The organism is Sphingopyxis sp. GC21, from assembly GCF_025727575.1.
In the GTDB taxonomy this organism is placed as follows: domain Bacteria; phylum Pseudomonadota; class Alphaproteobacteria; order Sphingomonadales; family Sphingomonadaceae; genus Sphingopyxis; species Sphingopyxis terrae_A.
Genome location: NZ_CP095845.1, coordinates 3,427,431 through 3,442,258, shown reverse-complemented (window position 1 = coordinate 3,442,258; position 14,828 = coordinate 3,427,431). Strand labels below are relative to the sequence as shown.

General features: G+C 66.1%; 13 protein-coding genes. 5 read left to right on the top strand and 8 right to left on the bottom strand.

The genetic code is table 11. The features are described 5' to 3' along the window. Positions 1–12: 12 nt before the first annotated feature. On the top strand, positions 13–975 hold the full coding sequence (locus tag MU856_RS16640) for an alpha/beta hydrolase (RefSeq protein ID WP_263587965.1): 963 nt from the start codon (positions 13–15) through the stop codon (positions 973–975). Then, positions 972–1,391, top strand: coding sequence for a GFA family protein (locus MU856_RS16635; RefSeq protein WP_062901375.1), 420 nt, complete (start codon positions 972–974; stop codon positions 1,389–1,391). The genes MU856_RS16640 and MU856_RS16635 overlap by 4 nt, the downstream gene beginning before the upstream one ends. Positions 1,392–1,393: 2 nt before the next feature. On the opposite strand, the gene MU856_RS16630 is transcribed toward MU856_RS16635, so the two are convergent. Both MU856_RS16630 and mutS read right to left on the bottom strand, forming a co-directional pair. Further along, a complete protein-coding gene (locus tag MU856_RS16630) occupies positions 1,394–4,150 on the bottom strand; it encodes a [protein-PII] uridylyltransferase (RefSeq protein ID WP_062901376.1) in 2,757 nt (918 codons plus the stop codon). Next, the gene (mutS, locus tag MU856_RS16625; protein ID WP_062901377.1) at positions 4,147–6,807 is read right to left on the bottom strand and encodes a DNA mismatch repair protein MutS; all 2,661 of its coding nucleotides are present in this window, start codon (positions 6,805–6,807) and stop codon (positions 4,147–4,149) included. The genes MU856_RS16630 and mutS overlap by 4 nt, the downstream gene beginning before the upstream one ends. 132 nt (positions 6,808–6,939) lie before the next feature. Between mutS and MU856_RS16620 the strand changes: the two genes are divergently transcribed. Next, positions 6,940–9,204: an NADP-dependent malic enzyme gene (locus MU856_RS16620; RefSeq protein ID WP_062901378.1), complete on the top strand. Its 2,265-nt coding sequence runs from the start codon at positions 6,940–6,942 to the stop codon at positions 9,202–9,204. A 70-nt stretch (positions 9,205–9,274) separates the two neighbouring features. On the opposite strand, the gene MU856_RS16615 is transcribed toward MU856_RS16620, so the two are convergent. Next, positions 9,275–9,763 (bottom strand): outer membrane protein assembly factor BamE, encoded by a 489-nt coding sequence (locus MU856_RS16615; RefSeq protein ID WP_062901379.1) that lies wholly within the window; start codon positions 9,761–9,763, stop codon positions 9,275–9,277. Positions 9,764–9,934: 171 nt separating this feature from the next. Here MU856_RS16615 and MU856_RS16610 point away from each other — a divergent pair, with 171 nt between their 5' ends. Together MU856_RS16610 and MU856_RS16605 are read left to right on the top strand one after the other, a co-directional pair. Next, on the top strand, positions 9,935–10,465 hold the full coding sequence (locus MU856_RS16610; protein ID WP_062901380.1) for a ubiquinol-cytochrome C chaperone family protein: 531 nt from the start codon (positions 9,935–9,937) through the stop codon (positions 10,463–10,465). Continuing rightward, a complete protein-coding gene (locus tag MU856_RS16605) occupies positions 10,462–10,989 on the top strand; it encodes a YceD family protein (protein WP_062901381.1) in 528 nt (175 codons plus the stop codon). The genes MU856_RS16610 and MU856_RS16605 overlap by 4 nt, the downstream gene beginning before the upstream one ends. 15 nt (positions 10,990–11,004) lie before the next feature. Here MU856_RS16605 and MU856_RS16600 read toward each other — a convergent pair whose 3' ends face one another. The 5 genes from MU856_RS16600 to MU856_RS16580 all read right to left on the bottom strand — a co-directional run bounded on the left by MU856_RS16600 (position 11,005) and on the right by MU856_RS16580 (position 14,827). Continuing rightward, the gene (locus MU856_RS16600; RefSeq protein ID WP_062901382.1) at positions 11,005–11,727 is read right to left on the bottom strand and encodes an SRPBCC family protein; all 723 of its coding nucleotides are present in this window, start codon (positions 11,725–11,727) and stop codon (positions 11,005–11,007) included. A gap of 48 nt (positions 11,728–11,775) precedes the next feature. Then, positions 11,776–12,438, bottom strand: coding sequence for an adenylate kinase (locus MU856_RS16595; RefSeq protein WP_202988431.1), 663 nt, complete (start codon positions 12,436–12,438; stop codon positions 11,776–11,778). 47 nt (positions 12,439–12,485) lie between these two features. Further along, positions 12,486–13,859: a preprotein translocase subunit SecY gene (secY, locus tag MU856_RS16590; RefSeq protein WP_003042263.1), complete on the bottom strand. Its 1,374-nt coding sequence runs from the start codon at positions 13,857–13,859 to the stop codon at positions 12,486–12,488. A 237-nt stretch (positions 13,860–14,096) separates the two neighbouring features. Then, entirely contained in the window at positions 14,097–14,579 is a 483-nt protein-coding gene (gene rplO, locus MU856_RS16585; RefSeq protein ID WP_062767596.1) for a 50S ribosomal protein L15, read from the bottom strand. A gap of 41 nt (positions 14,580–14,620) precedes the next feature. Continuing rightward, complete coding sequence (locus MU856_RS16580) at positions 14,621–14,827, bottom strand: DUF1737 domain-containing protein (RefSeq protein ID WP_062901384.1); 207 nt, start codon at positions 14,825–14,827, stop codon at positions 14,621–14,623. Between the last annotated feature and the right edge of the window lies 1 nt (position 14,828).

Below are 14,828 nucleotides of genomic sequence, written 5' to 3'. Positions count from 1 at the left end.
GGAAAAAGGGTCATGGATACGCGCCACCTGGTCGATCGCGAGCTTCAGCCTCTGATTGACCTGTTCGGACGCGTCGACCTCGACGCCGCGCCGATCGCAGAGATTCGCGCCAAGGCGGCCGAAACCTATGCGATCCTGCCGCCGCCGGTCATCGCGCCCGAAGAGCTGCTTATCCCGTCGATCCATGGCGGGCCGGACATGCTGGCCTTCCTCTTCCGCCCGGCACAGGGACGCGCCGGCGCGGGTGCGATCCTGCATATCCACGGCGGCGGCATGGTGATGGGATCGGTGCGGCAGATGCAGGCCGGACCGGCGGCGCTTGCCGCGGCCGTGGGCGTGCCGGTGCTCTCAGTCGAATATCGGCTCGCGCCCGAAAATCCCTTCCCGGCGCCGCAGGAGGATTGCCATTCGGCGCTCGTCTGGCTCGCCGCACAGGCCGATGCCCTTGGCTTCGATGCGCAGCGCATCGTCGTTGCAGGCGAAAGCGCGGGCGGCGGCCTCGCCGCGGCTCTGGCGATCATGGCGCGCGACCTCGGCGGGCCAGCGCTTGCCGGGCAATTGCTGACCTATCCGATGCTCGATCACCGGACGGGCGGCGACGCCTGCCCCTATCGCAATCCGGTCACGGGCGAATTCATCTGGACGCGCGCAAGCAATCGTTTCGGATGGAGCGCGCTGCGCGGCGCCTACGCGGCCGACGACGAGCGGCGCGGCTGGTTTTCACCGAGCCTCGCCGACGATCTTTCCGGCCTGCCGCCTGCCTATATCGCGACCGGCAGCCTCGACCTCTTCTTTGACGAAAATCTCGACTACGCCCAGCGTCTCGCTGCGGCGGGGGTTCCGGTCGAGCTGCACAGCTATGCGGGCGCCATCCACGCCTTCAACGCAATCCCGACCGCCGCCATCAGCCAGCGCTTCACCGCGGGGCTGCTCGCCGCCGCCGCCGCGATGACGGCGCCTCCGGCCGCAGGATGACCGGGCGGGTCGCCACCTGCCACTGCGGCTTGCTGCAGCTTCGATGCAGCGGCGATCCGATCAAGATTTCGATGTGCCATTGCCGCGATTGCCAGCGGCGAACCGGGTCGCTGTTCAGCGTCGCCGCCTTTTTCCCGCGCGAAGCGGTGGCCGTCGCCGCCGGTTCGGCGCAGCGCTTCCGCCGGCCTTCGGCGAGCGGTCATGACGTGACCTTTCATTTCTGCGCCGATTGCGGATCGAACCTGTGGTGGGAACCCGACCGGATGCCGCACCTCTCCGGCGTCGCAGTCGGCGCCTTTGCCGACCCGGATTTTCCGATGCCCGAACAGGCCGTCTGGTGCGACGATCGCCATGCGTGGCTCGACCTGCCGCCAGCGGTTGCTGCGCACGCACGCAATCCGGTGAAACGCGCCTGAGGTCAGGCCGCCACCGCCTCCTCGCTGCGGCTCGCCGCGGCTTCGAGCAGGCGCTTTTCGAGCGACTTCACGCGCGCTGCGCTGTCGATCTTGTCGCCAATGAGATCGGTGACGTAAAAGGTGTCGACGGCACGCTCGCCATAGGTCGCGACATGCGCGCTGTGCACCGTGACCTTCGACTGGAAGAGCGCATAGGCGAGCTGGTTCAATAGCGCCGGGCGGTCCTGCGCATTGACCTCGATCACCGTAAACCGGTTGGAAGCCTTGTTGTCGATGAAGACATTGGGCGCGATACGAAAGGCTTCGGCGCGGGTCCGCGGCAGCGCCCGCGCCTCGAGCTTGGGCAGCAATTTATGCCGGTTGGCGAGCGCGTCTTCGATCGCGCGGGTCAGCCGGACGATCTGTTCGGCCTCGGCAAAGGGGCGGCCGAGCGGATCCTGGACCAGGAAATTGTCGAGCGCCAGCCCGTCGCGCGTCGTGTGGATGCGCGCATCGATGATGTTGCCGCCCGCAAGGTGGATACCGCCCGCGATGCGATAGAACAGACCCGGATGGTCGGCAGCGAGCACCATCACCAGCGTCGCGCCGCGATCGTCGTCGGGCACTGCCGCGATATGGAGCGGCGCTCCCGACGACTTCTGGATATGGATCAAATTGGCCGCGATCACCTCGACCGGCTCGGCAATCCAGTAGCTTTCGGGCAGGCGTTTGGCGAGCTTCCCGAAATCCTTGTCGCCCATCTGGAGCAGCGCCTGCGCCTCCTCCTTCTTGGTGGCGATCCGTACCTCGCGGCCGCGCTGCTTGTGGCCAAGCCGCAGCACTTCCTCGGCGGCATCGTATAATTCGGTGAGCAATTGCCGCTTCCAGCTGTTCCAGACCCCCGGGCCCACCGCGCGAATATCGACAACCGTGAGGACGAGCAGAAGGCGAAGCCGCTCGGGGCTCTGTACGAGCTGCGCAAAGTCGAGGATCGTCTTGAAGTCGGCAAGGTCGCGCTTGAAGGCGGTCGCCGACATGAGCAGGTGGTGGCGGACAAGCCATGACACGGTCTCGGTTTCAGCCTCGTTCAGCCCGAGCCGCGGACAGACGCGCAGCGCCAGTTCGGCGCCCAGCACGCTATGGTCGCCGCCGCGTCCCTTCGCGATATCGTGGAGCAGTACCGCGACATAGATAACGCGCCGCGAGTGGATCTGGTCCATGATCGCGGTCGACAGCGGATGATCGTCCTTCAACCGATTCTGTTCGATGTCGGACAACAGGCCGATCGCGCGGATCGTATGCTCGTCGACCGTATAATGGTGATACATGTCGAACTGCATCTGCGCGACGACGCGGCCGAAGTCGGGAACGAAGCGGCCGAAGACCCCGGCCTCGTTCATCCAGCGCAGCACCGTTTCGGGGTCGCGCGGGCTGGTCAACACGTCGAGGAACAGCGCATTGGCGCGCGCGATCCGCCGCACCTTGCCGTCGATCATTTTCGCATCGTGGCGGGCCTGGCGCATCGCCTGCGGGTGGATCTCGAGCCCATATTTGTCGGCGAGCTGAAATATCTCGAGCAGGCGGACCGGATCTTCGCGGAAATAGTCGTCCGACGGCAGCGCAAGCCGGCCGCGATCGAGGACGAAGCCGTTGAGCCGGCCCGGCCGCCGCCGCAGCGTCGGCAGAAAGCGCCGCCCGCGCGCCGCGAGTTGCTCGTCGAGATGCGCGAGAAAGGTGCCCGTCAAATCGCCAACGCTCTTCGCGTGGAGAAAATAGAGCTGCATGAAGCGTTCGACCGGGCTTTTGCCCGGCCGGTCGGCAAACTGCATCCGCGCGGCGATCTCGCGCTGGAAATCGAAGGTCAGCCGGTCCTCGGCGCGTCCGGCGAGGATATGAAGGTGGCAGCGTACCGCGAGCAGGAAATTTTCGGCGCGCGAGAACTGCCGCAGTTCGCGCGCACTGAGCAGCCCCGCATCGACGAGCTCGGGCACGGTGCGAACGCGGTGGATGAACTTGCCGATCCAGAACAGGGTGTGCAGGTCGCGCAGCCCGCCCTTCCCTTCCTTCACATTGGGCTCGACGACATAGCGCGAATCGCCCATGCGCTTGTGCCGCTCGTCGCGCTCGGCGAGTTTTTCGGCGACGAAGGCGCGGGCATTGCCCGCCATCACCTCGGCATCGAAGCGCGCCGCCGCCTGATCGTAAAGCGCCCGCTCGCCCCAGATGAAGCGCGCCTCGAGCAGCGCGGTGCGGATCGTCAGATCGTCCTTCGCGGTGCGCACCATCTCATCGAGCGAACGCGACGAATGCCCCACCTTCAGGCCCAGGTCCCACAGCGTGTAGAGTTGTGCCTCGATGACCTGCTCGGTCCAGCTCGTCTGCTTGAACGGGGTAAGAAAGCCGATGTCGACGTCGCTGAACGGCGCCATTTCGGCGCGGCCATAGCCGCCGACCGCGATCACCGTAATCCGTTCGCCCGCCGACCGATTGCTTGCGGGATAGAGATAATCGACGGTGAAATCATAGGAAAGGCGAACGATCTGGTCGATCAGAAAGGCCGTCGCCTGCGCCGCGACGCGTCCCGAAGACGGGTGGTCGAGCAGGCGCCGGGCGATCTCTGCGCGGCCCTCTTCCAAGGCCTCCTTCAGCAACGCGACCATCGCGCCGCGGCGCTTGCCGGCATCGGCGGTCTCGGCGGCGATGGCATCGAGCCGGTCGGCGAGCAGGCGCCGGTCGATGATCGCGCGGCGGTGAGGAAGGTCGCTGAAAATGTCGCTCATCCTTCCTCCGCCACGATCTGCTTGAGCCGATAGAGCGCTTCGAGCGCGGCGCGCGGCGCGAGCGCGTCGGGGTCGATCCCGGCGAGCGCCTCGCGCAGCGCGTCCTTTGCCGCTGCGGGCGCTTCGGCGAGAGACGCTGCGAACAGCGGCAGATCGTCGAGCCCTGCCGCCAATCCGCCGGTTGCCTCACGTCCCGCTTCGAGCTTGGCGAGCACCGCCTCGGCGCGCCTCACAACGCCGGCGGGGACTCCGGCAAGCCGCGCGACCGCCAGACCGTAGCTCCGGTCGGCAGGCCCCTCGGCCACCTCATGCAGCAGGACGAGGTCGCCCTGCCATTCGCGCGCGCGAACATGGTGGAGGGAAAGCGCGTTCAGCGTTTCGGCAAGCCGCGTCAGCTCGTGATAATGGGTTGCGAACAGACAGCGGCACCGATTGACCTCGTGCACCGCCTCGACCACCGACCAGGCGAGTGCGAGCCCGTCATAGGTCGAGGTGCCGCGCCCGACCTCGTCGAGGATCACGAAGCTTTGCGGGGTCGCCTGCGCGAGGATCGCGGCGGTCTCGACCATCTCGACCATGAAGGTCGATCGCCCCCGCGCCAGATTGTCGCTCGCCCCCACGCGGCTGAACAGCCGATCGACCAGCCCGAGGGTTGCGGCGCCTGCCGGCACGAAGGCGCCCGCCTGCGCGAGCACGACAATCAAAGCGTTCTGGCGCAGGAAGGTCGATTTACCGCCCATATTGGGGCCGGTGACAAGCCATAGCCGGTCGGCTTCGGACAGCGATACATCATTGGGGACGAAATGCTCGCCGCTCTTCGCCAGCGCCGCCTCGACCACAGGATGTCGCCCGCCCGTCACGTCGAGGCACGGTTCGTCAGCGATGTCCGGCCGGCACCAATCGTGGCTCATGGCATGATCAGCGAGCGCCGCGGCGACGTCGATTCGCGCGAGCACGTCGCAGCTCGCGGCGATCGCTTCGCGGCGCTGGGTCGCGGCTTCGGTCAGCGCTTCGAGATGCGCGGCTTCGGCTGCCGCCGCATGCACTCCCGCCTGGGTCACGCGCGCCGCCGCTTCGTGCAGATCCGACGAGTTGAAGCGAACGACGCCCGCCAGCGTTTGCCGATGGGTGAAACCCGATTCAGGCGCCATCAGCGCATCGGCGTGCCGCGCAGGCACTTCGACATGATATCCGAGCACGCCATTGTGACGGATCTTGAGCGCCGCGATGCCCGTACGTTCGCGATAGCCCGCCTCGAGCGCCGCAATCGCCTTGCGCCCGTCTCGCGCGGTTTCGCGCAGCGAATCGAGCGCGGCGTCATAGCCTTCGGCGATATAGCCGCCCTGCGCGGCATCAACCGGCGGGGTTTCGATCAGCGCGCGCGTCAGTTCATCGACCAGCGCGCCATGACCGTCGAGCCCCGGCAGCAGACGCGCGAGCAGCGGCGGCAGATCGGCGCGCAGCGCAAGCCGTTCGCGCAGGAGGCGTGCACCGCCGAGCGCGTCGCGAAGCTGCGCCAGATCGCGCGGCCCGCCGCGCCCAGCGACGAGGCGGCCGAGCGCGCGTCCTGCATCGGGCAGCGCGCGCAAGGCGGCGCGCAGATCGCCGCGCCACAAGGCATCGCGCGCCAGCGCATCGACGAGATCGAGCCGGTCGAGAATCGCGCCCTTGTCGGTGAGCGGGCTTGCAAGGTCGTCGGCAAGCAGCCGCGCGCCCGCCGCGGTCACGGTACGGTCGATCGTGCCAAGCAGGCTGCCGTCGCGCCCGCCCGCCATGGTACGGACCAGCTCCAGACTCTCGCGCGTCGCCGCGTCGATCGCCATCCGGTCGCCCGCGGCGTGCCGCACGGGCGGCTGCAGAAAGACCGCCCCGCCGGTGCCGACATGGTCGAGATAGGCGGCGATCGCGCCCATGGCGGCGATTTCACCGCGCGAAAAATTGCCGAAGCCGTCGAGCGTCTGCACCCCGAACAACGTCTCGAGCCGTTTCTGCCCTGCGCCACTCGCGAACTCGGCGGCGGGGCGGCGAACGATCTGGCGCGCCGCCGAGGGCGGCTGTTCGTCCGCCGCTTCGCTGATCAGCAGTTCGGACGGGGCCAGCCGCGCCAGTTCGGCATCGACCGCTTCGCGCCGCACCGCGACGACCTCGAACCGCCCGGTCGAGATGTCGGCGGCGGCGATGGCGATCAGCCCTTCGCTGCCGACCTCGGCAAGCGCTGCAAGCCGGTTCGCGCTGCGCCCTTCGAGCAGCGCCTCTTCGGTCAGCGTGCCCGCCGTGACGAAGCGCACGATGTCGCGCGCGACAAGCGCCTTCGATCCGCCACGCGCCTTGGCCTCGGCGGGGGTTTCGACCTGTTCGGCGATCGCGACGCGATGGCCGGCGCGGATCAGGCGGGCGAGATAGGATTCGGCCGAATGGACGGGGACGCCGCACATCGGCACCGGCTCGCCGCCATGTTCGCCGCGCGCGGTCAGCGCGATGTCGAGCGTCGAGGCCGCTGCCTTGGCATCGTCAAAAAACAGTTCGAAGAAATCGCCCATGCGGTAGAAGAGCAGACAATCGCCGGCCTTTTCCTTGAGCGACCAATATTGCGCCATCATCGGCGTCGCGGCGGGAGGGGCCTTGCTGTTGCTGTTGGCGGGAGCGGGAACGGACATCCGCCCCTGCTTAGTGATTGGGGCTCGCATGGCAAGGCGCGCGCGCCAGAAACACGGGGTTCCATTTCGCCAAGCCGACGCTAGGGAATGGGCTCGGACGCGCATCCTGATAATCGAAGTAGGGGATAAAGAATGGACGGCGGCAGCAAGGTGCAATTTTCGGACCGCGAGGCCCTGCTCTATCATAGCTATGGGCGGCCGGGGAAAATCGAGATCGTCGCGTCGAAGCCGATGGCAACGCAGCGCGACCTCAGCCTCGCCTATTCGCCGGGCGTCGCGGTGCCGGTGAATGCAATCGCCGAGGATCCGGCCAAGGCCTATGACTATACCGCCAAGGGCAATCTTGTCGCCGTCATCTCGAACGGCACGGCGATTCTGGGTCTCGGCAATCTCGGCGCGCTTGCCTCGAAGCCGGTGATGGAAGGCAAGGCGGTGCTGTTCAAGCGCTTCGCCGACGTCGATTCGATCGACCTTGAGCTCAAGACCGAAGATCCCCAGGCGTTCATCGACGCGGTCGAACTGCTCGAGCCAAGCTTCGGCGGCATCAACCTCGAGGACATTGCGGCCCCCAACTGCTTCATCATCGAGGCGGCGCTCAAGGAAAAGATGAACATCCCGGTGTTCCATGACGACCAGCATGGCACCGCGATCATCACCGCCGCCGGCCTGATCAACGCCTGTCATCTGACCGGGCGCGATCTGGCCGACATCAAGGTTGTCGTCAACGGCGCCGGCGCCGCGGCCATCGCCTGCACCGCGCTGATCAAGGCGATGGGCGTGCGGCACGAAAATGTCATCATGTGCGATCGCAAGGGCACCATCTTCCAGGGCCGCACCGAAGGAATGGACCAGTGGAAATCGGCCCACGCCGTGCCGACCGAAGCGCGCGACCTGACCGAAGCGCTTCGCGGCGCGGACGTCTTCCTCGGTCTGTCGGCGGCGGGCGCGCTCAAGCCCGAGATGGTGAAGGACATGGCGCCCGCGCCGATCATTTTCGCGATGGCAAACCCCGACCCCGAAATCTCGCCGCCCGATGCCCGTGCGGCGCGCCCTGACGCGATCATCGCAACGGGGCGTTCGGACTATCCCAACCAGGTCAACAATGTGCTGTGCTTCCCCTTCATCTTCCGCGGCGCGCTCGACGTGCGGGCGACCGCGATCAACGAAGAGATGAAGATCGCCGCCGCCTATGCGATTGCCGATCTCGCGCGCCAGCAGGTACCCGAGGAAGTGGCCGCAGCCTATGGCGGCCGCGCGTCGAGCTTCGGCCCCGAATATATCATCCCCTCGCCCTTCGACCCGCGGCTGATGGAGATCGTCCCCGCGGCGGTCGCAAAAGCGGCGATGGAGACGGGCGTCGCGCAGCAGCCGATCGACGATCTGGAGGCGTATCGCACGCAGCTGCGCGCCCGGCTCAATCCGACCACCTCGGTCCTCACCCTCGCCTATGAAGCGGCGCGCGCCAATCCCAAGCGCGTCGTCTTTGCCGAGGGCGAGGAAGAAGTGGTGCTGCGCGCCGCGATCCAGTTCCGCGACGGCGGCTATGGCATTCCCGTCCTCGTCGGGCGCGAAGGCCTGCACAACAAACTGCGCGACATGGGCGTCGCCGACCCCGAAAGCTTCGAGGTTCATAACAGCGTCAATTCGCCGCACGTCCCCCAGATGGTCGAGATGCTCTATGAGCGGCTCCAGCGCCGCGGCTATCTGCGCCGTGACATCGAACGGATGGTCAACCGTGATCGCAACATCTTCGGCTCGCTGCTGCTAAAACTCGGCCTTGGCGATGCGATGATCACCGGCGTGACGCGCACCTATTCGCAGACGATGCGCGAAGTGCGGCGGGTGATCGACCCTGCCGAGGGCAAGACGGCGTTCGGCATTCACGTCCTCGTCGGACAGCATCACACCATCTTCATGGCCGACACGACGGTCAACGAACGCCCCTCGGCCGAAATGCTCGCGGACATCGCCGACCGCACGGCGCAGGTCGCACGCCGCATGGGTCACGAACCGCGCGTTGCCTTCTTGTCCTATTCGACCTTCGGCAACCCGCCGGGATCGTGGCTCGATAATATCCGCGATGCCGTCCACATCCTCGACGGTCGCCAGCCGGCCTTCGAATATGAAGGCGAAATGTCGCCCGACGTCGCGCTGAATCCCCGCGTCATGGCCAATTATCCCTTCTGCCGTCTCTCGGGCCCCGCGAATGTTCTGGTCATGCCGGGGCTGCAGTCGGGCAATCTGTCGGCAAAGCTGCTGCGCGAACTCGGCGGCAGCGCGGTCATCGGACCGATGCTGATCGGGATGGAAAAGCCGGTACAGATTGCAACCATGGCGTCCACCGCCTCGGATCTGGTCACACTGGCGGTTCTGGCGGCGGGCGGCATCGCGGTCTGATCCAACGAAAAGCGGCGCTGATCCATCGATCAGCGCCGCCATTCATCTTCCGCAGATTGCGAACTGGGGCTTATTGGCCCTGTGCGCCGCCCCCGACACCCGGCGCGCCGACCGCGCCGATATTGCCGAAAATATCCTCGAAGAAGCTGCGATGACGGCCCAGCGTCGGCGTGCTGTCGCCGTTCGGGCTGATCTTGCTCACCTGTTCGAGCCCGGTGCGATCGACGCCGACGACATTGCCTGCGGGATCGAAGCTGACGCGCAGCACCTGCTGCGACACCGGCCGCGGGTGGGCGAAGGCGAGCTGGCGCGTTTCGCGAGACAGATAATAATATTCATTGTTTCCGAACTGACCGACGAAGGTCGGACGGCCGAGCGTCTTTTCCACCGACTCGCGGTTGTCGACGCCGGGGGTGATCGCCTGGGTCAGCACCGGATCGACGATATAGCCCTGACGCCCCTTGAGCTGGGCGCATCCCCCCGCCGACAGCGCAAGCGCGATCCCGGCAAGGATGAGGCCCGCGCGGCGGCCGGTAAGCGAGGCAATGGTTTTCGGCATCAATCGGTCTCCGTTGCGCGCGGCTCGCCGGACGGCGGCGCAGGCGCTGGCTTGTGCGCCTCTTAACCGCAAGCGGACGGGACGCACAAGCGGCTTATGCGGCCGCAAAGCTTGCTGCAGGCTGACCGGTGCCTCTTTTCCGCGACGCCGAATGGGCCTAAGCGGTGGGCTATGTTCTCGATCAGCAAATTCTTCCGATCCGCCCCCGATCCCCGCGAAGCACGGCGTCCGCTCTGGGACGCCGTCGTCGCGGCGGCGCGTGCGCCGCACTGGTATCTGGCGGGACAGGTTCCCGACACGCTCGACGGCCGCTTCGACATGGTCAGCCTGGTGCTGGCGCTCGTCCTCCATCGCATCGACGATGATCCCGACCAGGCGCTGGCGGGGGTTGAACTGACCGAATTGTTCGTCGCCGACATGGATGGGCAGATGCGCCAGATCGGCTTTGGCGACATGGTGGTCGGCAAACAGGTCGGTCGCATGGTTGGAGCGCTGGGCGGACGGCTGGGAGCCTATCGCGCGCCCGACGGATCGGCGGCGCTGGAAGAAGCGCTGGTGCGCAATCTGTGGCGCGGCAAGGCGCCGCCCGCCGAAGGACTGGCGCATGTCATGGCAGCGGTCGCGGCCCTGCGCACAGGGCTTGCCGCGATGCCGGTTGCGGACCTGGTCGTCGCCGACCGCTTGCCCGGAGAGCCCGCATGACCAATCCCGAACTTTCGCACCTCGTCACCCTCGCCGACGCGATGCAGGGCCGCAAGGTCGCGCTCGACGCCGACGAAGCGACCCGCGCCGCGATCGCCAAGCGACTCGGCCTGATCGCGCTCGATCGCTTCGTCGTCGAGGCCGAGGTGTTCGCCGTCGCCGGCGGGATCGCCGCAAGAGGCCGCATCACCGCCGACGTCGTGCAGGCGTGCGCCGCCACCGATCTCCCTGTCCCCGCGCACATCGCCGACCCCTTCGACCTGCGCTTCCTGCGCGACATCGGCGCCGACGCGAGCGAGGAAGAAGAGGTCGAGATCAGCGCGGACGATTGCGATGTCCTGCCGCTCGAAGGCGATCGCGTCGATATCGGCGAAGCCGCGGTGCAGACGCTGTCGCTGGCGCTCGAGCCCTTTCCGCGCCATCCCGATGCCGACCGCATCCTCGCCGAAAAGGGCGTGCTGACCGAAGAACAGGCCGGCCCCTTCGGCGCGCTCGCCCAGCTGCGCGACAAGGACGCTTCCTGACGTCGGCAGCGGGCTTCAGTCGCGCTTGGGCTCGTCCTTGACGAGATCAGCGACCGCGGCGTCGAGACCCGAATCAGCGGGTGCCGGCTCCTCCGCCGCGCCGTCCGCATCGGCATTGCTATCCGCCGGTTTGGCCGCTTCGTCCGCGCCTTCGCCGGACTTATCCTCGGCCGGCTTGTCGCCGCGCGCGACCGGGAGCGATCCGCCGAGCGCGTTCGCGAGCCTGACCATCTGTTCGGCCAGCACCTTGTCGACGGCGGGAGCGATGTCGGCGACCTTGAAGCGCATATAGCCGCCGACGACATAGTCGAAGCGGATCGCGCTGCCCGTCGGCGTCTTTTTGATCTGGATCGTCAGCGTCCCCGTGACCGCCTCGCCCTGCAGCGGCCCGAATGCGCCCGACAGGCGCATCATTTCGCCCGGCTTGGCGAAGATGATCCGCGCGTGTTGGACGCTGCCGACGCCCTGTCCTTCGTCGGGAAGCTTTTCGCAGAAGCAGCCACCAGCCTGCGAATCGAGCCAGAAATTGGCGGCATCGCCCGACCAGCTATGCTCTTTCGACCACCATTTGTCGGGCGTGCGGAGCATTTTCCACACGTCTTCGGGCGTCGCGGCGACCTGCGCCGTATGCGCGACGGTGAAACCGATGTCGCTCTGATCGATGACCTTGGACGCTGCCGGCGAGGCGACGCACGTCGCCGCGAACAGGAGCGCGCCGAAAGACGATTTCACATGCATGGATCATTCCCCCTTCGCCATCTTCATAGACGGCGCCAGGGGGGCTGACTAGCTGGCGTCGCTTCGCAGGATCGCTTCGATCGCATCGTTGACGGCGTCGATCGCGGCCATGCCGTCGACCTTGCTGACGATGCCGCGCGCCTCGTAGATCGGAAGGATCGGTTCGGTCTTCGCGCGATATTCGGCCATGCGGGTGCGCACCGTTTCCTCATTGTCGTCGGGACGGCGCTTGAAATCATGGCTGCCGCACACGTCGCAGGTGCCTTCGACCTTCGGCAGCTTGTAGCGATCGTGATAGCCTTCGCCGCAATTTGCGCACGAAAAGCGTCCGGTGATCCGGTCGACGAGCGCGTCTTCGTCAACGACCAGTTCGATGACATGGTCGAGCTTGCGGCCGCGCACCGACAAGATGCCGTCGAGCGCCTCGGCCTGCGCCGCGGTGCGTGGATAGCCGTCAAAGATGACCGAGGTTTCGTTCCCGAGCTCGTCGAGCCGCTCGCCGATCAGGCCCGAGACGATTTCGTCCGAGACCAGTTCGCCCGCGTCCATCACTGCCTTGGCCTGCAGGCCGATCGGCGTTCCCGCCCTGACGGCTGCACGGAGCATATCACCGGTGGAAAGCTGGACCATCCCATGCTCTTCCACCAGACGCGAAGCCTGCGTTCCCTTGCCGGCTCCCGGCGGTCCAAGCAAAATGATGTTCAGCGTCATGACGCCCCCTGTTGCCTACCCTGTCAGGATTTCGCCTAGCGACCGCGTCAGCGGCGCGCAATGCCGCCCTTCAATTTGGCCTTCTTGATCAGATCGCCATATTGGTGCGCGAGCATGTGGCTCTGGATCTGGCTGATCGTATCGATGGTGACATTGACGATGATCAGCAGGCTGGTGCCGCCAAGCTGGAACGGCAGGCCCGATCCGGCGATGAAATATTCCGGAATGAGGCAGATGAGCGCAAGATAGCCGGCGCCGATAACGGTGATGCGGGTCAGCACGAAATCGAGATAGGCGGCGGTATTCTTGCCCGGGCGGATGCCGGGGATGAAACCGTTCTGGCGCTTCAGATTGTCGGCGGTTTCCTCGGGGTTGAAGACGACCGCGACGTAGAAGAAGCAGAAGAAGATGATGCCCGCCGCATAGAGCGCCATATAGAGCGGCTGGCCGTGCGCGAGATACTGGTTGATCGTGATGAGGAAATCGCCCCAGGCGGTGTCGCCCTTCACATTATTGCCCAGCATCTGCGTGACGGTCAGCGGCATCAGCAGCAGCGACGAGGCGAAGATCGGCGGAATCACGCCCGCAGTATTGACCTTCAGCGGCAGGTGGCTGCGCTCGGCCTGCATCACGCCGCGCTGCGTCGCGCGCTTCGGATATTGCACCAGCACGCGGCGCTGTGCGCGTTCCATGAAGCTGATGAAGGCGATGATGATGATCGCGCCGCCGATGACTGCGACGATCGTGCCGCCGCCCATCGATCCTTCACGAACCTGCGTGAACATCTGGGCAAAGCTGCGCGGAAGCTGGGCGAGAATGCCCGCCATGATGATCAGCGAGACGCCGTTGCCGATCCCGCGGCTGGTGATCTGTTCGCCAAGCCACATCAGGAACAGCGTACCGCCGACGATGCTGATGACTGCGCCGACGCGGAACATCATGCCTGGGTCAACGACCGCGGCGATGCCCTGGCTCTGCCCGAGCGTTTCCAGGCCGACGGCAATGAAATAGCCCTGGATCGCGGTGAGCAGCACGGTGCCGTAGCGCGTATATTGGTTGAGCTTCTTGCGGCCGCTTTCGCCCTCTTTCTTGAGCGCGGCGAGGCTCGGGGCCAGCGCCGCGGCGAGCTGCACGACAATCGACGCCGTGATATAGGGCATGACGCCGAGCGCGATGATGCTCATGCGCTCCAGGCTGCCGCCCGAGAAGGTGTTGAAGATGTCGAGGATGCCGCCCGACGCCGCCTGGCTGTAAAGGCGCGACAGCGCCACGGGGTCGACCCCGGGCAGCGGCACGAACGACAGGAAGCGGAAGACGATCAGCGCACCGATCGTGAACCAGATGCGGTTCTTGAGTTCGGTCGCCTTGCCGAACTTCGAAAAATTGATGCTGGAAGCAAGCTGGTCGGCGCGAGAGGCCATGGGTAGTTTCCTCGAGGATATTCCGGACCGCGCCCCCGGCGACCCCGCGCCTATGTGCGTTCGGCGGTTACGAAGCGCAAGGGGAAAGGCCCATTTTTGATGGGGCGTTCATTCGCCCCATCGATCCGCTCGCATCTGGCGGGGCCGGAATGCCTCTCGAACCTGCGCTATCGAACGGGAATAGAGATCGTCACAAAGACGAAGGGCGATCCCTTTCGGAACCGCCCCTTGTCCGAATTACTCGGCCTTCGCTTCGGCCGCCGGCAGGTCAACCTTGCCGCCCGCCTTTTCGACCGCCTCGATCGCGCCCTTCGACGCGCCGGCAACGGCGAAGTTGAGCTTCGCGGTCAGTTCGCCCTTGGCGAGGAGGCGGACGCCGTCCTTGCCGCCGCGGGCCACACCGGCCGCCTTCAGCGCCGCATGGTCGACAGTCGCCTTGGGGTCGAGCTTCTTGGCATCGACCAGCTTCTGCACCTGGCCCAGGTTCACGATCGCGAAATCCTTGCCAAAGATGTTGTTGAAGCCGCGCTTCGGGATGCGCATGTGGAGCGGCATCTGGCCGCCTTCGAAGCCGTTGATCGCGACACCGCTGCGGGCCTTCTGGCCCTTCTGGCCGCGGCCGGCGGTCTTGCCCTTGCCCGAACCGATGCCGCGTCCGACGCGCATACGGCCCTTGCGGGCGCCATTGTTGTCACGAAGATCGTTAAGCTTGATAGTCATTGCACTCGCTTTCGCTTTTGTCGCGCTTTGAACCCGGTGTTTCAGTCGGGTTCGATTTCACTCGACGGTTGGAAGCCGGGATAAGGCCCGGCCTTTTCCATCACGATCGCCTGCGCCACATAGCCGCGGCCATCGACGCAGGTGATCGACGGACTTCCGTGAAGTTGCCACCCCCGGTTGAGCAGCCCTTCGACACGCGCGCAGAAAGCGGCGTCGTCGGGACCGGTCAACAGGCGATAGAGCTTCAAC